General features: G+C 64.8%; 17 protein-coding genes. 5 read left to right on the forward strand and 12 right to left on the reverse strand.

Annotated elements, in window-relative coordinates; all coding sequences use genetic code 11:
* The first annotated feature begins 299 nt into the window (after positions 1–299).
* From RAD15_RS16945 to RAD15_RS16955, 3 genes are read left to right on the forward strand one after another with little or no spacing between them, the layout of a single operon-like run.
* A complete protein-coding gene (locus tag RAD15_RS16945; RefSeq protein ID WP_458179274.1) occupies positions 300–1514 on the forward strand; it encodes an ABC transporter substrate-binding protein in 1215 nt (404 codons plus the stop codon).
* A 7-nt stretch (positions 1515–1521) separates the two neighbouring features.
* Positions 1522–3255: an FAD-dependent oxidoreductase gene (locus RAD15_RS16950; protein ID WP_458179275.1), complete on the forward strand. Its 1734-nt coding sequence runs from the start codon at positions 1522–1524 to the stop codon at positions 3253–3255.
* Positions 3256–3273: 18 nt separating this feature from the next.
* The gene (locus RAD15_RS16955; RefSeq protein ID WP_458179276.1) at positions 3274–4068 is read left to right on the forward strand and encodes an IclR family transcriptional regulator; all 795 of its coding nucleotides are present in this window, start codon (positions 3274–3276) and stop codon (positions 4066–4068) included.
* 184 nt (positions 4069–4252) lie between these two features.
* Here RAD15_RS16955 and RAD15_RS16960 read toward each other — a convergent pair whose 3' ends face one another.
* The 6 genes from RAD15_RS16960 to RAD15_RS16985 all read right to left on the reverse strand — a co-directional run bounded on the left by RAD15_RS16960 (position 4253) and on the right by RAD15_RS16985 (position 10910).
* Positions 4253–5035 (reverse strand): SDR family NAD(P)-dependent oxidoreductase, encoded by a 783-nt coding sequence (locus RAD15_RS16960; RefSeq protein WP_458179277.1) that lies wholly within the window; start codon positions 5033–5035, stop codon positions 4253–4255.
* A gap of 312 nt (positions 5036–5347) precedes the next feature.
* Complete coding sequence (locus RAD15_RS16965; RefSeq protein ID WP_458179278.1) at positions 5348–6061, reverse strand: GntR family transcriptional regulator; 714 nt, start codon at positions 6059–6061, stop codon at positions 5348–5350.
* A 100-nt stretch (positions 6062–6161) separates the two neighbouring features.
* Positions 6162–6905: an aspartate/glutamate racemase family protein gene (locus RAD15_RS16970; protein ID WP_458179279.1), complete on the reverse strand. Its 744-nt coding sequence runs from the start codon at positions 6903–6905 to the stop codon at positions 6162–6164.
* A gap of 9 nt (positions 6906–6914) precedes the next feature.
* Positions 6915–8180 carry an NAD(P)/FAD-dependent oxidoreductase gene (locus RAD15_RS16975; RefSeq protein ID WP_458179280.1) on the reverse strand — a complete coding sequence of 422 codons (1266 nt, stop codon included), beginning with the start codon at positions 8178–8180 and terminating at the stop codon, positions 6915–6917.
* A gap of 3 nt (positions 8181–8183) precedes the next feature.
* Positions 8184–9845, reverse strand: a complete 1662-nt coding sequence (locus RAD15_RS16980; protein WP_458179281.1) for a thiamine pyrophosphate-binding protein — start codon at positions 9843–9845, stop codon at positions 8184–8186.
* 147 nt (positions 9846–9992) lie between these two features.
* Positions 9993–10910: an NAD(P)-dependent oxidoreductase gene (locus RAD15_RS16985; RefSeq protein WP_458179283.1), complete on the reverse strand. Its 918-nt coding sequence runs from the start codon at positions 10908–10910 to the stop codon at positions 9993–9995.
* A 126-nt stretch (positions 10911–11036) separates the two neighbouring features.
* On the opposite strand from RAD15_RS16985, the gene RAD15_RS16990 reads away from it, so the two are divergent.
* The gene (locus RAD15_RS16990) at positions 11037–11873 is read left to right on the forward strand and encodes a transporter substrate-binding domain-containing protein (RefSeq protein ID WP_458179416.1); all 837 of its coding nucleotides are present in this window, start codon (positions 11037–11039) and stop codon (positions 11871–11873) included.
* Between the two features lie 39 nt (positions 11874–11912).
* Here the strand turns inward: RAD15_RS16990 and RAD15_RS16995 are convergent, their stop codons facing one another.
* The 3 genes from RAD15_RS16995 to RAD15_RS17005 are packed head-to-tail and all read right to left on the reverse strand — an operon-like array spanning position 11913 to position 16440.
* Positions 11913–13577 carry a carboxylesterase/lipase family protein gene (locus tag RAD15_RS16995; RefSeq protein WP_458179284.1) on the reverse strand — a complete coding sequence of 555 codons (1665 nt, stop codon included), beginning with the start codon at positions 13575–13577 and terminating at the stop codon, positions 11913–11915.
* A gap of 24 nt (positions 13578–13601) precedes the next feature.
* Positions 13602–15080: a carboxylesterase/lipase family protein gene (locus tag RAD15_RS17000; RefSeq protein WP_458179285.1), complete on the reverse strand. Its 1479-nt coding sequence runs from the start codon at positions 15078–15080 to the stop codon at positions 13602–13604.
* 19 nt (positions 15081–15099) lie between these two features.
* Positions 15100–16440 carry an MFS transporter gene (locus tag RAD15_RS17005; protein WP_458179286.1) on the reverse strand — a complete coding sequence of 447 codons (1341 nt, stop codon included), beginning with the start codon at positions 16438–16440 and terminating at the stop codon, positions 15100–15102.
* 232 nt (positions 16441–16672) lie between these two features.
* On the opposite strand from RAD15_RS17005, the gene RAD15_RS17010 reads away from it, so the two are divergent.
* Positions 16673–17323, forward strand: coding sequence for a TetR family transcriptional regulator (locus RAD15_RS17010; RefSeq protein ID WP_458179287.1), 651 nt, complete (start codon positions 16673–16675; stop codon positions 17321–17323).
* Between the two features lie 154 nt (positions 17324–17477).
* Here RAD15_RS17010 and RAD15_RS17015 read toward each other — a convergent pair whose 3' ends face one another.
* From RAD15_RS17015 to RAD15_RS17025, 3 genes are all read right to left on the reverse strand, one after another.
* A complete protein-coding gene (locus RAD15_RS17015; protein WP_458179288.1) occupies positions 17478–18263 on the reverse strand; it encodes an ABC transporter permease in 786 nt (261 codons plus the stop codon).
* The gene (locus RAD15_RS17020; protein ID WP_458179289.1) at positions 18260–19072 is read right to left on the reverse strand and encodes an ABC transporter permease; all 813 of its coding nucleotides are present in this window, start codon (positions 19070–19072) and stop codon (positions 18260–18262) included. Before RAD15_RS17020 ends, RAD15_RS17015 begins: the two co-directional genes overlap by 4 nt.
* Positions 19073–19141: 69 nt before the next feature.
* On the reverse strand, positions 19142–20188 hold the full coding sequence (locus tag RAD15_RS17025; protein ID WP_458179290.1) for an ABC transporter substrate-binding protein: 1047 nt from the start codon (positions 20186–20188) through the stop codon (positions 19142–19144).
* Positions 20189–20195 lie beyond the last annotated feature (7 nt).

The following is a 20195-nucleotide window of genomic DNA, read 5'->3' on the forward strand; positions in this document are numbered from 1 at the left end:
CTCACAAGATAACAACGCGGGATTTTGTGCGCGGGTGTCGCAACACCCGTCATTGCAAGGAGCTCTTGCGACGAAGCAATCCAGACTGCCTCCGTGGAAAGGCTCTGGATTGCTTCGCTGCGCTCGCAATGACGGGGGTGGCGACAGTTGCGCACACATCTTCGCAACGTCGTCGCCGCAATGGCGGAACCCGGTCCTCCACTGACATTCGTTATTGACAAACTAATTAGCTAATATCTAACTTCCCGCCAGAAATAACCGGCCGTATCAGACGGCTCATAAAAAGAGAGGGAACGACGATGAGAGGGCTTTTGGCCTGCGCCATGCTCGCGGCCACGACTTCGGCTGCCATGACCAATGCTGCCACCGCGCAAGTCTCCGACGACGCGGTCCGGATCGGCGTGTTGACGGATCTGTCGAGCTGGGGCCGCGACAACAGTGGGCCGGGCTCGGTCGAGGCCGCGAAAATGGCGGTCGAGGAATTCGGGCCGACCGTGCTCGGCAAGCCGATCGAGATCATCAGCGCCGACCACCAGATGAAGACCGATGTCGGCGTGCAGATCGTGCGCGGCTGGTTCGACAACGGCAAGGTCGACGCCGTCGTCGACATTCCCAATTCCGGCATCGCCATTGCCGTGCACAACATGGTGCGCGAGCGCAACAAGATCGCCCTGCTCTCCGGCCCCGGCGCGAGCTCGCTGACCGACGAGCTGTGCAGCCCCAACACCGTGCACTTCACCTACGACACCTACGCGCTGTCGAAGGTGACGGCCTCCGCCGTGATCAAGGAAGGCGGAAAGTCCTGGTACTTCATCACCGCCGACTATGCCTTCGGCCAGCAGCTCGAGAAGGACGCCACGCGCTTCATCAACGAGATGGGCGGCAAGGTGCTCGGCGGCGTGAAGCACCCGACCAACACCGCGGACTTCTCCTCCTTCGCGCTGCAGGCACAGAGCTCGAAAGCCGACGTGGTCGCCTTCGCCAATGCCGGCCAGGACACCGACAATGCGATCAAGCAGTCCGGCGAGTTCGGCCTGGTCCAGGGCGGCCAGAAGCTCGTTGGCCTCCTGATGTTCGACACCGACGTGCACGCGGTCGGCCTCAAGGCCGCGCAGGGCACCTACATGACGACGGCGGCGTACTGGGCCATGGACGAGGCGACCCGCGCCTGGTCCAGGAAATTCTACGAGCGCACCAAGGTGATGCCGACCATGATCCACACCGGCGTCTACGGCTCGGTGTTGCATTATCTGAAAGGGATCAAGGCTGCCGGCACCGACGATCCGGCCAAGGTGATGGCCAAGATGCGCGAGTTGCCGATCGAGGATACATTCGTCCATGGTGGCAAGTTGCGCGAGGACGGCCGCGTCATCCGCGACATGTATCTGGCCAAGGTCAAGTCACCTGAACAGTCCAAGGAACCCTGGGACTATCTCGACATCGTCAAGACCGTGAAGGGCGAGGACGCCTTCCGCCCGGTCTCCGAGTCCAAATGTCCGCTCTTGAAGAAGTGAGGCCCGCATGACCGGCATCGAGCACACCGCAATTGAGACTTACGAGTGCGATGTGCTCGTGGCCGGATCGGGCGCCTCCGGCATGTCGGCCGCGATCACCGCGCGCTCCCGCGGCCTCGACGTGCTGATCGTCGAGAAGGAACCGCGCTTCGGCGGCACCACCGCGCGCTCCGGCGGCTGGCTGTGGATTCCCGGGACATCGCTGGCGCGGGCCTACGGCATCACGGAGACGCCGGAGCAGGCCCGCACCTATCTGCGGCATGAAGCCGGCAACAATTACGACGCCGCGCGCGTCGACGCATTTTTGAGCGCCGGCCCCGAGGCGGTCGATTTCTTCACCACCAGGACAGCGCTGCGCTTCGACATGCCGCTGGTCTTCCCGGACTACCACGCCGAGGCGCCCGGCGGCACCCAGGGTGGCCACTCCATGGTGGCGCGCCCGTTCGACGGCCGCGAGCTCGGCGACCACATCAAGACGCTCGGAATGCCCCTGCCCGAGCTGACCGTGTTCGGCATGATGCTCGGATCCGGCAAGGACATCGTCCATTTCATGCGCGCGACGAAGTCGGTGACGTCGGCGGTCTATGTCGCAAAACGCCTGTCGCGCCACCTCATGGACGTGCTGCGCTACGGCCGCGGCATGACCCTGACCAACGGCAATGCGCTCGCGGGGCGGCTCGCAAAATCCGCGCTCGATCTCAAGATTCCGATGTGGCTATCCTCGCCGGTGCGCGAGCTGACGATCGAGAATGGCGCCGTCACCGGTGCGGTGGTTTCGCGTGAGGGCCGCGAGGTGCGCGTCCGTGCGCGCCAGGGCGTCGTGCTCGCCTGCGGCGGCTTCCCGCACGATATCGAGCGGCGCAAGAAAATGTTTCCGCATGCGCCGACCGGCAACGAGCATTATTCGCCCGGCCCCACCGGCAACACCGGCGACGGCTTGCGCCTTGCCGAAAGCGCCGGCGGGCATGTCGAGGATCGACTGCCGAACGCCGCCGCCTGGGTGCCGGTGTCGCTGACCACGCGCAAGGACGGCTCGAAGGGCGTGATGCCGCATTTCATCGACCGCGCCAAACCGGGCGTGATCGCGGTGATGCGCGACGGCAGGCGCTTTGCCAATGAAGGCAATTCCTATCACGACTTCATCCAGGCCATGGTCAAGGCGTCAAAGCCCGGCGAAGAAATTGCTGCCTATCTCGTCTGCGATCACAAGACGCTCCGGAAGTACGGTCTCGGCTGCGTGCCGCCTTTCCCGATGCCGACGGGCCATCACCTCAATACCGGCTATCTCATGCGCGGCGACACGCTGGAGGCGCTGGCGGCGAAGGCAGGGATCGATGCCCATGCCTTCGTCGAGACCGTCAGGCAATTCAATGCGACGGCGCCGCAAGGGCAGGACGCCGCCTTCGGCAAGGGCTCGAAGGCCTATAACCGCTACCAGGGCGACGCGCTGCACGGTCCCAACCCTTGTGTCGGACCGATCGAGAACGGCCCGTTCTACGCCGTCAAGATGGTGGTCGGCGATCTCGGCACCTATGCCGGCATCGTCACCGACGACAACGCGCGCGCGCTCGATGCCGAGGGCCGGGTCATCCCCGGGCTCTATGCCGCCGGCAACGATATGGCGAGCATCATGGGCGGCAATTATCCCGGCGCCGGCATCACGCTTGGGCCGGCGCTGACCTTCGGCTACATTGCCGGCCGCCATCTCGCCGACAGCGCCGCCAAGCGCGACGCGGCATAGCCTAACGCCAGGAGGCGCATGAAGAGAGAAAGCCGCGGCATCCAGTCGATCGAGGTCGGCGGAGAATTGCTCCGCGCGCTCGCCAGATGCGGCGAGCCGATGATGCTGCGCGATCTCGCGCGCGAGGCCGGCATGACGCCGGCCAAGGCGCATCCTTATCTCGCCAGCTTCTCGCGCATCGGGCTGATCGAGCAGGACGAGACCACCGGCCGCTACGAGATCGGCGCGCTGGCGCTGGAGCTCGGCCTGATCAGCCTGCGCCGCCTCTCCGGTGTGCGCATCGCAAGGCCGAAGATCGCAGCGCTGGCGAGCCAGATCGGACATGCGGTCTCGCTTGCGGTCTGGGGCACGCACGGCCCGACCGTGGTGCAGCTCGAAGAGCCGGCCCAGCCCGTTCACATCGTGATGCGCGCCGGCTCGGTGATGGCACTGCTGGAGACGGCGACGGGGCGCGCCTTTGCAGCCTTCCTGCCGGAGAAGACCATCAATGCCGCGCTCGAAAGTGGCCTCGATCGTCACGGCGTCGGCTACAATCCGAAGCGCGCGGTGAAGGGTACGAAGGTTGCGGACATGCTCACGGAGGTCCGCAAGCACGGCCTCGCCCGCGCGCTCGGCGATCCCCTGCCCGGCGTCAATGCGTTCTCGGCGCCGGTGTTCGACCATTCCGGCCATGTCGCGCTGGTCATCACCGCGATGGGGCCGGAGGGGACGTTCGATGCCCGCTGGGACAGCCCGATCGCACATGCCTTAAGCGACTGCGCCGGCGGCATTTCGAAGCGGCTGGGTTACGGGATGACGGTTGCGGCGGAGTGAGAGCTATTTCCCCGAGTCGTCCTGGCGAAAGCCAGGACCCATTACCCCAGGCGGAAATTGTCGACCAAGCTGGCAACCACGAGTCTTCGTCAAACCACGTCTTGTGGTAACGGTTCTGGCTCCCCGTGCGCAATTGCGCACTAGGCCAGGACGACATCGAAAACGGGGCGGCTGCTTCGTTCCCCTAATTCTCCTTCACCGGTACCGTGTAGTTCAGGATCAGCCGGCCGCCATCCGGATAGATCGTCTGCCCGGTGATATAGGACGCATCGTCGCTGGCGAGGAATGCGACGACGGAGGCGACCTCGCTCGGCTCGCCGCCGCGGCCAGCTGGCGTGCGCGACAGCACGGTCTTGCGCGCGTCCTCGGAGGTGTAGATGGAGGAGGCCACCATGTCGGTCAGGATCGTGCCGGGCCCGACCGCGACCACGCGGATGTTGTGAGGGGCCAGCGCAACAGCCGCAACCGAGGTCAGTTGCTTCATGCCGCCCTTGGACATCGCGTAGGTCGCAAGCGCCGGGATTGCCAGCAGCGCGTTCACCGAGGACATGTTGATGATGACCCCGCCGCCGCTGCCTTGCGCAATCATCTGCTTCGCCGCCGCCTGCACGCCGAAGAATGCGCCCTTCAGATTGATGCCGATGATTTCATCGAATTCCTCTTCGGAAATCTCGAGGATGTCCCGATTGCGGGCGACGCCGGCATTGTTGACCATGATGTCGAGCCGGCCGAACTCTTTCACGGCGGTGGCGACGAACTGATCGACATCAGCGCGTTTTGCGACATTGCCGACGACAGTGCGCAGGGCGTCCGGCCGCCCCAGTTCGGCGGCCGTCGCGGCGAGGCCCTCGGCATCGACATCCGAAATGACGACCTTGACACCGTCGTCCAGAAATCTCTTCGCGCAGGCCTTGCCGATGCCGCGCGCCGCGCCAGTGATGGCGGCGACCTTACCGGATAGTTTCATGGTCCAACTCCAGAATGGCTCTTCGCGGCGGACTCCACGCCGGGTGAGGACTCCGACTTAGGCCACCGCGAAGCGGAGATGAGCACGGAACCAGCATTTGATAAAGACCGCGTCGGCGCGATGCACGTTGCTGCGCCCTCTCCCCTTGTGGGAGAGGGCATCTCCGCAGGGAGACCCGAGTTCACTTGGGTGAGGGGTCTGTCTCCGCGCACTCATGCGCATCCGTATGTGCGGAGAGATACCCCTCATCCGGCGCTTCGCGCCACCTTCTCCCACAAGGGGAGAAGGAAGGGCACCGTCGCTCAGGCTAACTTAGTTCGCCGCGGATCTCACCGCGGCCGGCATATAGATCTGCGCGTAGCCTTCCTTGATCGCCGCGGTGATGCGGTCGAGGCGGCGGTCGATATGCTTCTCCAGCACCGAGACGCAAGCCTCTTCGTCGCGCGCCATCAGGCCTTCGACGACGGCACGGTGCTCGGCCTGGGTGTTGGAGCGGTTGATGCGGTCCATGTCGATCCAGCGCACGAAGCGGATGCGGGCGTTGACGTTGCGGAGCACGCGCAGCATCTCGGCATTGTCGGACATCCTCATCAGCCGCTCGTGGAAGGTCTCGTCGAGCTCGACCAGTTCCACCGAGGAGCGCTCGCCGGGATCGGGGCCGGTGGCTTCGAGGAATTTGAGCAGCGCGTCGATGTCTTCATCCTTGGCGCGCTTGACGGCGAGGCGGACCGAGGCGACCTCGATCGACTTGCGCAGCTCATAGAGATCGAAGATCTCGTGCGCGTCGAGCTCGCGGCAGAAAAAGCCCTTGCCCGGCGTGAAGCGCAGGAAGCCCTCGGTGTTGAGGCGGTTGAGCGCTTCGCGCAGCGGCGTGCGGCTGACGCCGAGGCGCTTTGCCAGCTCGCCCTCGTTGAGCCGTTCGCCCGGCTTGAATTCATAGCTCACGGCCATCGCCTTGAGCTGCTCATAGACACGATCGACGATGCTATCGGAAGCCAGTTCCACGTTGCTCTTCATATGCTGCATTCATGCTCGAACACAGCCGAATATACCGGGGCTGCGGGGACGAAGGCAATGCAGACGACAGAGCTATCAGAGATTGTTCAAGACTTTGCGACGACCGGAATCAAGCAAAGACGCGCGGGCGCAGTCCAGCATGAAACCACGTGATCATGGAATAGATGTCGTAGACCGGCAAGCCTACCTCGGCCTGAAGCGCCGCCGCGTAGGGCGGCATGTTGGTGCATTCCAGCACGATAGCGCCGACATCAGGGTTTTTCGCGACCAGCGTCTTGCCGGCCTCGACGACGTCACGTTCGGCCTGCGCAATGTCCATGTCGTCCTTCTCGGCCTTGATCAAGACGCGGAAAAACTCCTTGCCGTTCTCGGTGCCGACCAGCGGCGTGTCCAGCGGCACGCCGGCGCCTTCGAGATGGGCCGGCGTCAGGGTCGAGCCCGACACCGTGACGAGACCGACCCGCTTGCCCGGCGGCAAGGTGGCCTGCACCCACGGCACCTGCATCAGCGACGACGTCGCGACGGGAACGCCGACGGCGGCCGCTATCTCCTTCTGAAACAGCGAGAGGAAGCCGCAATTGGTGGTGATGGCCTCGGCGCCCAGCCGCACCAGGTCCTTGGCCGCGTCGATGAAATCAGGCAGCAGCCCGGCCGCGCCCTTCAGCACCACCTTCTCCGGCGAGGCCCCGCTCACCACGCGATAGAGCACCGGGAAAGGCCAGGTGGTGCCGTTGCCCATGTCACCCGGAATGCGCGGAAAGCGCGCCTCCAGCATCAGAATGCCGAGCGGCGCGCCATAGATGGCCTTGCCGCCACGGGCGATGCGGGAGGGCGAATTGGCTGGATGGGTCATGGTGCGATCTCAGAGGAAACGATCGGGCGCGAACGGGGTGAGCGGAATCTCCGGCGTCTTGCCGCTCAGCAGCTGGGCGACGAGACGGCCGGTGCGGGCCGAGCCGACCAGGCCGACATGGCCGTGGCCGAAGGCATAGACGATGTCGCGCGAGGCGCGTGCGTAGCCGATGCAGGGACGTCCGTCAGGCATGCTCGGGCGATGGCCGAACCAGGTCTTGATGCGCGAGGCTGGAATGTCCTTCGGCAGTTTCGGGAACATGCTGAGGAGGTTATTGCGCAAAATCTCGGCGCGCTTCCAGTTCGGCTCGGCTTCGAGGCCGGCGATCTCGACCGTACCGGCTGCGCGCAGGCCCTTGTCGGTCCAGTTCACCACCATCTTGGCGTCGGACGCCATGATCGAGCTGCGCGGGCCTGATTCAGGCTTCTCGATCATGACGTGATAGCCGCGCTCGGTCTCGAGCGGCAGCGGATCGCCGACCGATGCGGTGAGCTGCTTCGACCGCGCCCCCGCGGCAACCACCGCGGCATCGCAAGGGATCTCGCCGGTCTCGGTGAGGACGGCAACGAGCTTGTTGCCGGAGAGCTTGAGGCCTGTCGCCTTGGCCCGCACCAGCTTGGCGCCGTTTGCGAAAGCATGTTGCGCAAGCGCTGCAACATAGGCGCCGGGGTCGCGGCAGCGCCCGGCCTCTTCCACCATCACGCCAAAGGTGTAGCGCGGATGCAAATCCGGCTCGCGCTGACGCATCTCGTCGGCGTCGAGCTCCAGCCATTCGACGCCGACCTTCTTGCGCAGGCGCCAGCCGAGATCGTTGTCGAAATTGCCGCGCGACGGAAAGGCATGCATCACGCCGTTGCGCTCGATCAGTTCGGGCACACCGGCCTCTTCCGCAAGCTTCCTGTGCAGCAGCGGCGCGTCCTTCAGGAGATCGCGCAGCGCAAAGGCGGTTGTCTCGACCCGCGCCTCGGTCCAGCCCGAAAGCAGGTACTTGATCAGCCAGGGCAACGCCTTCGGCAAATAGGACCAGCGGATCGCGAGCGGCCCGAGCGGATCCATGAGATAGAACGGCACCTTCTTCCAGATGCCCGGCTCGGCCGGCGGGATCACCGAATGCGAGGAGAGCCAGCCGGCATTGCCGTAGCTCGCCGCCTGCTCGCCACCGGGCTCGCCAGGATCGATCAGCGTGACGCGATGGCCCTCGCGCAGCGCCTCGATGGCGCTGATCACGCCGACCGCGCCGGCGCCGATGATCGCGACGTGGCGGCCGGCGGGCATCGCTTACGCCTTCACCGCGGGAGCGAAATCCTTGCCGACCGAGATCGCCCTGGAATCGATGATGCAGTGGAGGATCGACGGCTTGCCCGAGGCCAGCGCGCGCTCGAAGGCCGGCGCGAACTCCTCCGTGCGCTCGACGCGCTCGCCATGACCGCCGAACGCTTTTGCGTACATCGCAAAATCCGGGTTCTTCAGCTGGGTGCCGACGACGCGACCGGGATAGTCGCGCTCCTGGTGCATGCGGATGGTGCCGTATTGCGAATTGTCGACGACGATGACGACGAGCGGTGCGTCATATTGCACGGCGGTCGCGAATTCCTGGCCATTCATCAGGAAGCAGCCGTCGCCGGCAAAGGCGACGACGGTGCGATCCGGATATTGCCGCTTGGCGAGCACCGCTGCCGGTACGCCATAGCCCATCGAGCCCGAGGTCGGCGCGAGCTGGGCAGCAAAGCTGTGGAAGCGGTGATGGCGATGGATCCAGCCGGCATAGTTGCCGGCGCCGTTGCAGACGATCGCGTCCTTCGGCAGCCGGTCGCGCAACCAGGTCATCACCTGGCCGTACTGGAACGTGCCCGGCAGCTCGCGCGCCTTCTCGGTCCAGGCGAGGTAATCGGCATGCGCCTTGGCGGCCTCGCCCTTCCAGGCAACCGACCCGGCCGGTTTCAGCGTCTCGACGGCGGCGGCGAACGCAGCCGGCGTCGCCTGGATCGCCAGCGCCGGCTGATAGACGCGGCCGAGCTCTTCGGAGCCGGGATGCACATGGATCAGCTTCTGCTGCGGGGTCGGAATGTCGAACAGCGTGTAGGACGAGGACGGCATCTCCGACATGCGGCCGCCGATCAGCAGAATGACGTCAGCGTTATCGATGCGCGCCTTCAGGCCCGGGCTCGGCCCGATGCCGAGATCGCCGGCGTAATGCGAATGATCGGCGTCGATCAGCGAGGCCCGGCGGAACGAGGTTGCGACCGGCAGGTCGAAGCGCTCGGCAAAGCGCGCGATGCTTTTGGTCGCCTCATCGGTCCAGCGCGAGCCGCCGAGGATGACGAGCGGCGCCTTGGCGCTCGCGAGCATGGCGCCGACACGCTCGATGTCAGCGGGCGCCGGCCAGCTCACCGCCGGCTCGATGCGCATCGCATCGGCAACGGCGGCGGTTTCCGTCAGCATGTTCTCCGGCAGCGAGATCACCACGGGACCGGGCCGGCCCTGCATGGCGACGCGGAAGGCGCGCGCGACGAGTTCCGGAATCCGGTCGGGGCGATCGATCTCGACCGCCCATTTCGCCATGGTGCCGAACACCGCCTTGTAGTCGAGCTCCTGGAACGCCTCGCGCTCGCGCATGCCGGTGTCGACCTGGCCGACGAACAGGATCATCGGCGTCGAATCCTGCATCGCGATGTGGACACCGTGGCTGGCATTGGTCGCGCCGGGGCCGCGGGTGACGAAGCAGATTCCGGGCCGGCCCGTGAGCTTGCCATAGGCTTCCGCCATCATCGCGGCGCCGCCCTCGGCGCGGCAGATCATGACGTCGATCGGGCTGTCATGCAGCGCATCGAGGGCCGCCAGATAGCTCTCGCCCGGCACGCAGGTGACGCGCTCGACGCCTTGGGCGACGAGCTGATCGATCAGGATCTGGCCCCCGGTGCGGGTGTTGCGAATGGTCATGACGGCTCCCTCGAGGCTTCGGCGATGCGCTTCATGGCTTCGCGCAAATTTTGTTCGGAGGTGGCGTAGGACAGGCCGACAGGGCGCGCAAGATCGAAAGGCTTTGCGTACCCTGCGCAGGCGACATGCCCGCCCCTGCTGTTTGCACTACCGCCCATTCGCGATGATGCGGCGGCAATGATCGAGCGCCGCGCCGATGAGGTTGTCGCTTGCCTCCGGCGTGCGGAACGCCGAATGCGCCGACAGTGTCACGTTCGGCAGCTTTGTCAGCGGATGGCCCGGTGGCAGCGGCTCGACGGTGAAGACGTCGAGGCCGGCATGGGCGATGTGACCCGAGCGCAGCGCGTCCAGCATCGCGTCCTCGTCGACGACCGCGCCGCGCGCGGTGTTGATCAGGATGCTGCCCTTGCGCATCATCGCGATGCGCTCGCGCGACAGGAAACCCTTGGTCTCGTCATTGAGGAGCAGATGCAGCGAAACGACATGGCTCTCCGCGAGCAGTTTCTCCAGCGAGACGAACTCGACACCCGGATGCGTCTTCGGCGACCTGTTCCAGGCGATCACCTTCATGCCACAGCCCGCGGCCATGCGCGCGGCTTCCGCGGCGATGCCGCCGAAGCCGATCAGGCCGAGCGTCTTGCCGGTGAGCTGCATCGCGTCGCGACGCAGCCAGTTGCCCTCGCGCATGCCGCGGTCCATCTCGCCAAAGCTCTTGGCGGAAGCCCACATCAGCGCGATCGCGCATTCGGCGACCGCGGTGTCGCCATAGCCCTTGATAGTGTGAACGGAGATACCGCGCTGGCCAAGCTCTTCCGGATCCATGTAGCTGCGCGCACCGGTGCCGAGGAAGACGACGTGCTTCAGGGCAGCGCATTTGGTGGCAATCGCCGTCGGCACCGCGGTATGATCGACGATCATGATCTCGGCGTCACCGAGCAGGCCGGGCAAATCGTCGGGCTTGATGGAGGGGTTGCGGTTGATGCCGACCGGGAGGTCCTGGGAGCGCAGCAGCTTTTCAGTCACCGCGGCAAGGGTGTCGTTGGCGTCGACGAAGAGAGCGCGCACGTGCTTGTCTGTCCTGTCCAATCTAAAATACCGTATTGCATTTTAGTCTGAATACAGAAATAGTCCAGACGCCGGGTTTGAATGTCTAAAAAGCGACTGCCCAGGAGAACTGCCATGGGAACTGCCATGAATCGCAGGGACGCACTCACCACTGTCGCCCTCGCCGGTGCTGCGATGGCCGCAGCCACCTCGGCCAAAGCCGACACCGCGCCGAGCTCCACGCTCGACCGCATCAAAAAGAGCGGTGTGCTGCGGATCGCCGTCATCGCCGGCCAGGATCCCTATTTCCACAAGGACCTCACGACCAATCAATGGTCGGGCGCCTGCATCGACATGGCGAACGACATCGCCGGCAAGCTCGGCGCCAAGGTCGAGCCGCTGGAATCAACCTGGGGCAACCAGATCCTGGATCTTCAGGCCGAGAAGATCGATCTTGCCTTCGCCGTCAATCCGACGCCCGAGCGCGCGCTGGTCATCGACTTCTCCTCGCCCATCCTGGTGCACTCCTTCACCGTCATCACCAAGAAGGGTTTTGCCAAGCCGCAGACCTGGGCCGAGCTCAACAAGCCCGAGGTCAAGATCGCCGTCGACATCGGCTCCACGCATGAGACCATCGCGCGCCGCTATTGCTCAAAGGCAACGATCCTCGGCTTCAAGGAGCGGAACGAGGCGATCCTCGCCGTGTCCACCGGACGGGCGGACTGCAACATTTCGCTTGCCGTGCTTTCGGTCGCGACCTTGAAGAAGAACCCGACGCTCGGCGAGCTCGCAGTCCCCCGCCCGCTGCTGACGCTGCCGACCAATCTGGGCATCCGCGCCGAAGGCGATCGTCGCTACAAGGATTTCCTCAGCGCCTGGGCCGACTATAACCGTGCGCTGGGCCAGACCCGCGAATGGATGCTGAAGGGTTTTGAGGCCGTTGGCCTCGGTGCGGACGATATACCTCCCGAGATCCAGTTCTGACCCCCGCGCTCTGGCTGCACGGCGAGCTTTAGGACACGTTCAATCACGCGACACGCGCGGCGTCGAGGGCGTGACGTTCGCCGGTGTGTGGAAATCCAGACGCGCGCGGCTCTCCTCGCGAACACCGGATTCGTCGCCGAACTCGACATAGTTCTGCGCGCCCTGATTCCATTGCGGCCACGGCGTCGCCGATGTCGCCGGATTTCCGGTCTTCGCGAATGCGACCAGCGTGTCCATCATCCGATCGGACAAGGCGCGGTCGAACTCGGTCCAGAGCCGCGTGGTACGGAACTTGTCGAAGGCGTCCTGGGTTCCGAACCAGTAAGGCACGTCGGAGGTGTGATAGGCACCGATCTTCTGTGGACTGTCGAAGAACTGGACGTCCTTCGCGAAGGGGTGCACGCGGGAGAACATGTACATGTAGAACGGTGCCTTGCCGGTCTTTGTCTGCGCCATGGCCCAGTTGCGCGTGCCGGCTTCGACGAGGCCCTCACGCGCGGCGAGCAGGCCCATCGCCTTGGCCTCGTCGTCGGTCTTCGCCGGATAGAGCGCGAGGAAGCGATCGGCCTGGTCACCATAGAGCTTCTTTGCAGCGGCGAGATAGGCTTCGAGATTTCCAGCGGTGCGTAGATCATTCGAACTTTCGTCGCTGGTGAAACCCGCGACCGTCGCGACGTCGTTTTGTTTGCCTGCCGCAAAAATGTTCGGCACGGTGTCGGGTAGGACGTAGCCGTCGATATCCGGCGTGACGGCGATCGTGCCGGCACATCCAAGCTGGCAATCCTTCTGGATCGCCAAAACCTTGTCGGCCTGGATCAACCGCATCTCGGCGAGCGAGGACGCGCCCAGTGCCGACTGCACCTCGAGGCCGATCTTCTCAGCCGCCGGCAGCGCCGGGAATTTGAAACGGCTGTCGAACATGCTGAGACTCATCGCGAAACCGCGATTGAACAGGCCTTTCGCCAGCGGACTTGCTTCGAGCGCGGACACCGACATGGCGCCCGCAGACTGCCCGGTGATGGTGACGTTGTCGGGGTCGCCGCCGAATAGCGCGATGTTGCGCTTGATCCATTGCAGCGCGGCGATCTGGTCCATCAAGCCGTAATTGCCGGAGGCATGGTGCGGCGATTCCGCGGTCAGCTCGGGATGGGCGAGATTGCCCAAAATGCCGACGCGGTAATTGAAGCTGACGAAGATCGTGCCTTTCTTCGCAACGGCTTCGCCGTCATACATCGCCATGCCGCTGGAGCCGAGCGTGAAGCCGCCGCCGTAGATCCAGACCACCACCGGCAGCTTAGCGCCCGATTTCGCGTCCCGGCTCGCCCAGACGTTCAGATAGAGGCAATTCTCGCTGGTCGCTTCCTCGCCGAAATAGTGGTTGAGATTGTGCCGGCGCAGCACCTGAATGCACTCGGGCGCCAGCCGGTCGGCGTGATAGACGCCGTTCCAGGCCTCGACCTTCTGCGGTTCGCGCCAGCGGAGGTCTCCGAGCGGCGGCGCGGCAAAGGGAATCCCGGAGTAAGCCTTCACGCCGGACGCCAGCACCCTGCCGGAGATCGCACCGCTATCGATGCTGACGGGGTCTTCGGGGACCGGCGTCGCGACGATCTGCGCCGCCGACGGCACGACGGCCAGCAAAGAGAGAATTGAAGCCATCGCAAGAACCGTGCGCGAGAGCGCGCGCCCGCTGTCCGAAACGCTCATCTGATCTCCCCTTTGCTTTTCTTGTCAGACGACCGCTTCGGGACGGGCGGTCAGTTCCGCCCACATCCGGAGGCGCGCGCCGTCGTTGAGCGGCACAATATGAAACGGCTGACTGAGGATTGCGAGAGGCTCCTGGCCCGGTTCAAACCCTGGCCAGGCTTCCGCGATATCGGGCATGCCGGTCGTGACGAAGCGCAGCACATTGGCCTGAAAGCGCGCCGCGACGTCGATATCGGCAGGCGTCATCGGTCCGCCCTTCCGTTTCAGGATCGGGCGATCGATGAAGTCGGGCAGATGCGCCCAGAGGCAGGCATTGTCGGCGCCATGGGTCGGCCCTTGCGACAGGAACGGCTCAAGCGACGGACGATGGTCGAACCGACTCAGCCAAACCGCGCCGCCAGCGGCAGCATGAAGCCGCGCCAGATCGGCCATCGGGCGGTGCCAGAACGCATCCGAGAGCAGCGCCTCGTACGGATCTTCATCGGTGCGCGCCGTGGCGCGGTAACAGGACAGCAGGCGTTCCCAGCCGACATCGCCGAATGCCGCGCGCACCTGACGCTCGGTGGTGCGGATCATCGCCGCCGGCGGCGTGCTCTTCAGGAACAGCGCCATCTCGTCGCGGCAGGAGCCGAGCCAGAGCGGAATGTCGCGCAAACCGCCGTCGGCAAAGACATCGCGCGGCTCGCGCGGGATCACGGTGCCGTCGAGCACCGGCCCGAACACGGTGCCCGACTCAGTCTCGTCCGCGAGCCTCCGTCCGACGCGCTCCACCGCCGCGAAGAGGTCTGGTAGAGGCACGGAAGCGATCGCGCCGGGATCGCGCGCCAGCTCGAGCTCGTCGAGCACGCGGCGCGCGACCTCGTCGGCGTGATCCGCGCGCATGATGTTGCGCCCGGGTGCACTCAGGGCGAGGGCGCGGATGAATTTGCCTCTGGCTTCAGGCAGGGTTGCAAGCGCGATCACCATGGAGGCGCCGGCCGACTGGCCCGACAGCGTGATCGCGTCCGGATCGCCGCCGAAACTTGCGATGTTGGCGCGGACCCAGTCGAGCGCTGCGAGCGCATCCGACATCGCGAGATTGTTGGCTTCACCGAGGCCATGGCGATGCAATTGCAGGAAGCCGAGCGGGCCGAGCCGGTAATTGATGGTCACGATCACCGCCGGACCGCGCGCGGCGAGGAAGGCGCCGTCATAATCGGCGCCGCCGCCGGTGACGAAGGCGCCGCCATGGATGAAGAACAGCACCGGCAGCGGGCGATCCGCCGCCGGCGCCCAGATGTTCAGGCTGAGACAGGATGCTTCGTCCGCATGATCGAGATGACCGGGCTGCGGCGCATACGCGCCGTAGTCCGTGCATTGGCGCGGCTCCGTCCACGCAGCCGGCGGTACTGCTTTCGCAAAGCGCCGCGCGATTGCGAACGGCACGCCCTTGAAGGCGCGCACGCCGTTCTGCTCGACGCCGGTAACCGGCCCGTTCGTGGTCGAAACGGCATTCGTCAACATGCGGAACTGACCTCTGCTCTCAAGCGCGTCGCTTGCCGAGATCGGCGATGTCGACGGTGTGGGTTTCGCGTGCGGTCGCCGCTGATACGGCCGAGATCACGCAGCAGCAGGCCACGAAGATCGCAACGGGAATCCAGCCGTTCGGGCCGTCACCGACCAGGCTCGCGCTCACCAGCGGCGTGAAGCCGGCGGCGAGGAAACCGAGCTGCGTGCCGATCGCCGTGCCGGAATAGCGCACGCGCGCATCGAACATCTCGGCATAGAAGGACGGCCAGATCGCGTTCGGCGCGGCGTAGACGACACCCGAGAGGATCATCGCGGCGGCGAAGATCGCGATCGTGTTACCTGATGTCACCAGCATGAAATACGGGAACAGCAGCACGGCGCAGCCGAGCACGCCACCGATGAACACCGGCTTCCGGCCGATCTTGTCGGCGAGCAGCGCCCACAACGGTTGGGTGATCAGCGCCGTGACGTTACCGAGCACGCCGGCCCACAGCATGGTCGGACGCGCCACACCGAACTTGCTGGTGGCGTAGCCGAGCGCGAACACGGCGGTCATGGTGCTCACGGTCGCGATCAGCGCGCAGGTAATCACGCGCAGTACGTCGGGCCAGTAGTCGCGGAGCAGCGTCACGACGGGGAAGCGCGCCACCTGCGCCTTGTCCTTGATGTCTTCGAAGACAGGCGTTTCCGGCATGGTCCGGCGCACCAGATAAGCGACGACGAGCACGAAGAACGACAGAAGGAAGGGAATGCGCCAGCCCCAGCTCAGGAGCTGGTCCTCCGGCAGGCTCGACACCGGGATGAAAACCAGCGTCGCCAGGATCGCGCCGGCCTGGGTGCCGCTCAGGGTCCAGCTCGTGAAGAAGGCGCGGTTGGAATTGGCGGAATGCTCCAGCGTCAGCGAGTTCGCCCCGCTCTGCTCGCCGGCAGCCGACAGGCCCTGCAACAGGCGCAGCAGCGTCAGGATGACAGGCGCGGCGTTGCCGATCGCCTTGGCATCCGGCAGCAGTCCGATCGCGAGCGTCGAGCCGCCCATCAGGACCAGCGTGAACAGCAGCACCGTCTTGCGCCCGATGCGGTCGCCGAAATGGCCAAGGATGACCGCACCGACGGGCCGCGCGATGTAGCCGATGCCGAAGCTCAGAAGCGCGAGCAGCGTCGCCGTCGAGGGATCGACATTGGCGAAGAACACTTTTGGAAAGATCAGCGCCGCCGCGGTGCCGTAGATGAAGAAGTCGTAGTATTCGAGCATGCTGCCGACGAAGCTGACGAGCGCGGCGCGCTTCGGCAGCTTGTTCGGCGTGGCTTGTGCGCTGGATGTCGCTTGCAGCGATGCGGCTGACGTCAACGTCATCGAAATCTCCTCCCCTGTGTTCGGACCCTCAGGCCCCCAGTGTCCGGTGCGGCTCGCGTCAGGCGGGTCATCCGCCGCGCGCGTTTTATGGTTCTGGTTGCCGCGACCCTGGTTTGGAGCGATAATGTACGAACTAGTACGTTAATGCAATACGCGTTGGATCAATGCCTGGAGGGGCGAAATTTGCCTTCACCTTCAAGGTGATCCGTGGAAACTGGCGGGAGAAACAGCGATGCTCGAGCGCATGCCGCCCTTATCGAAGCGCACCAACGACCCCGAGCGCACCAAGCGCGACATCCTCGAAGTGGCGATGGCCGAATTCGCCTCGGAGGGCTATTCCGGCGCCCGCGTCGACGCGATCGCGGCGCGGACGCGCACGTCGAAGCGGATGATCTATTACTATTTCGGCGGCAAGGAGCAGCTCTATCTCGCGGTGCTGGAGGAGGCCTATCGCAGCATCCGCGCGCTGGAGGATCAACTCGACATCGAAAGCTGCGACGCGCGCGAGGGGTTGCGCCGGCTGATCGAGGCCACCTTCGACCATGACGAGCGCAACCCGAATTTCATTCGCCTCGTCAGCATCGAGAACATCCACCACGGCAAGCACCTGCAGCAGAACCTCCAGCTGCGCCAGCTCAACGCCAGCGTGATCGCAACCCTCGACGGCATCCTGAAGCGCGGGCGCGACGATGGCGTCTTCCGCGACGACGTCGACGCCATCGACCTGCACCTCGCCATCTCCTCCTACTGCTTCTTCCGCGTCGCCAACCGTCATACGTTCGGGGCGCTGTTCGATCGCGACCTCAGCGAGCCCAGGGTGCTAGCCAGGAGCAGGACGCAGATCGTGGAGATGATTTTGGCATGGCTCGCGGCGAAGGGGTGAGGCTTAACTGCCGCCACACATTCGATGTCGTCCTGGCGAAAGCCAGGACCCATAACCACCGAACATCATTTGGCGAAGACTCGGGGTTACCCGCACCCGTCGCAACATCCCCCTGGGGTAATGGGTCCTGGCTTTCGCCAGGACGACAATCCCCTCACCCAGCCCTCTTCTGTCGCGAGCTCGCCAGCAGCACCAGCATGAAGGACGCCGCCGTCATCAGCGTCGAGATCGCGGCAATGGTCGGGTCGATCTCGTCGCGCAGCGCGGTGAACATGCGCTTGGTCAGCGGCTGATACTGGCCGCCGGAGATGAACAGCGCGACGATGGTCTCGTCCATCGCCGAGATGAAGGCGAAGATACCGCCGGCGATCACGCTCGACTTGATCTGCGGCAGCGTCACCGCGAAGAAGCTGCGCAGGCGGTTCATGCCGAGGCTGCGCGCCACCATCTCCTGTGCGGGGTCAAAGCTTTGCAGCCCTGCGAGCACCGAGATGACGACATAGGGCAATCCCAGCATCACGTTCGCCAGCACGAGGCCGGGCAAGGTCGCGACCAGACCGACCCTGGCATAGACGAAGAAGATGCCGACCGCGGTGATGATGATGGGGACCACCAGCGGCAGCAGCAGCGCCATGTGGATGAGACGCATGATGCGCAGCTTCGACTGGCTGATGGCATAGGCGGCGGCAACCCCGCACGGCGTTGCGATCATCACAGTCAGGAACGCGACCGTCAGCGTCACCCGCGTCGCCTGCATCCAGGCCGGATTTGAGAAGTACTGCTGATACCAGCGCAGCGAGAACGACGGCGGCGGGAACGTCAAAAAGCGCGCACTGGAGAATGAGATCGGCGCGATGATCAGGACCGGCAGGATCAGATAGACCAGCACCAGCGCGCTGAACACATAGAGGAGGATGCGGGCGGGCGAGACGCGCATCATTTCTGCCCCAACACGCGATCGAGCGAGATGAAGCGACTGACGACGAAGAAGATCGCGAGCACGCTTAAGAGCAGCACCACGGCGACCGCACTCGCCGCGCCGAACTGGTTGTAGAGCTCGACATTGCGGCTCACCAGCATCGACACCATCACGGTCCGGCCGCCGCCGAGCAGCTCTGGCGTGATGTAGAAGCCGAGACAGAGCACGAACACCATGGTGCAGCCGGCGAGCACGCCCGGCAGCGACAGCGGCAGGAAGACGCGGAAGAAGGTGAGCGACGGGCTTGCGCCCAGGCTGGCGCCGGCCTGCATCAGATCGGACGGAATCTTCTGCATGGTGGCGTAGAGCGGCAGCACCATGAAGGGCAGCAGGATGTGGACCGTCGCAACCACCGTGCCGAAGGTGTTGTGGACCAGCGCGAGCGGCTCGGAGATCACGTCGAGATAACGCAGGAACTGGTTGATCACCCCGGTGCGCTGGAGCAGCGCCAGCCAGGCATAGGCACGCACCAGCACGCTGGTCCAGAACGGCAGCACGACCAGCGACAGGATGACGATGCTCCACCCTTTCGGCACCGAATTGGCGAGATAGGCCACGGGATAGCCGAGCAGCAGCGCGATGGCCGTAACTGCGAGGCTGATCCCGAAGGTGAGCGCGAAGCTGCGCCAGTAGATGTCTTCGGTGAAAACGCGGCGATAATTCTCCAGCGTGAAGCCGTCATGGTAGATCGACTGCCAGGCGAGCCAGCCGACCGGGAGCACGATCAGGAGCAAGATCACCAGCAGCGCCGGCGACGCCAATGCCAGCATCAGCCCGTGCTCACGGCGCTGATGCTTTTGCGATGGATCTGGCACTGATATCGACAACGCTGCCTCGTCTTACTTCTGCATGAACGACGCCCAGCGCTTCTCGGCGGCTTCGCCGGCCGGCGAGGACCACCAGGCGTAGGACATCAGCGCTTGCTTGGCCGCATTGGCCGGCTCGCTCGGCAATTGCGCGGCACGCTCGGGCTTGATCACACTGGTCTCGAACGCCTTGGGGTTGCCGGGACCGTAGTCGATCTGCAGCGGCAGATTGGCCTGGTGCAGGGGATCGACGGCCTCGTTGAGGAACTTCACCGCCGTCTCGAGATTCGGCGCGCCCTTGAGGATGCAGAGCGAGGTGCTCTGCAAAATGCCCTGGTTGTAGGTGAAGGCCACCTTGGCGCCTTCCTTGGCAACCGCGCTGACGCGACCGTTCCAGGCCATTTCCATGTCGACCTCGCCGTCATTGAGCAGCTGCGCCGACTGCGCGCCCGAGGTCCACCACACCGTGATGTGCGGCTTGATCTCTTCCAACTTCTTGAAGGCGCGGTCGACGTCGAGCGGATAGAGCTTGTCCGGCGCGACGCCGTCGGCCATCAGCGCGGCCTCGAGCGTGGCGAACGGGTGGTTGCGCAGCGCGCGGCGGCCGGGGAATTTCTTGACGTCCCAGAAGTCAGCCCAGCTGTTCGGCGCGTCCTTCGGGAAGGTTTTCTGGCTGTAGGCCAGCACGCTGGAATAGAACTCGTAGGACACTGAATAGGGACTGCGATATGCCTCCGGCATCGCCGCTCCATTCGGGATCTTCGAGAAGTCGAGCTTCTCGATCAGCCCCTGCTCGCCGCCGCGCAGGCAGTTGCCGGTCGGAGTGTCGACGACATCCCAGATCGGCTTGCCGCTGCCGACCTGCGTCTTGATTGCGGGCCAGGCGTCGGGAATGGAGTCCTGGTTGATGGTGATGCCGAGCTTCTTGGCGGAGGGATCGAGGATCGCCACCGTCTGCGCCTGCTGATAGGCGCCGCCCTGCGAGACGAAGGTCATCTGCTCGGCGGCACCGGCAGCCGTGGTCAATCCGATTGCACCCAGCAATGCGCAGCCAAATCCAAACTTCTGCTTCATCATCATCCTCACC

It is taken from the genome of Bradyrhizobium sp. 14AA (genome assembly GCF_054185205.1).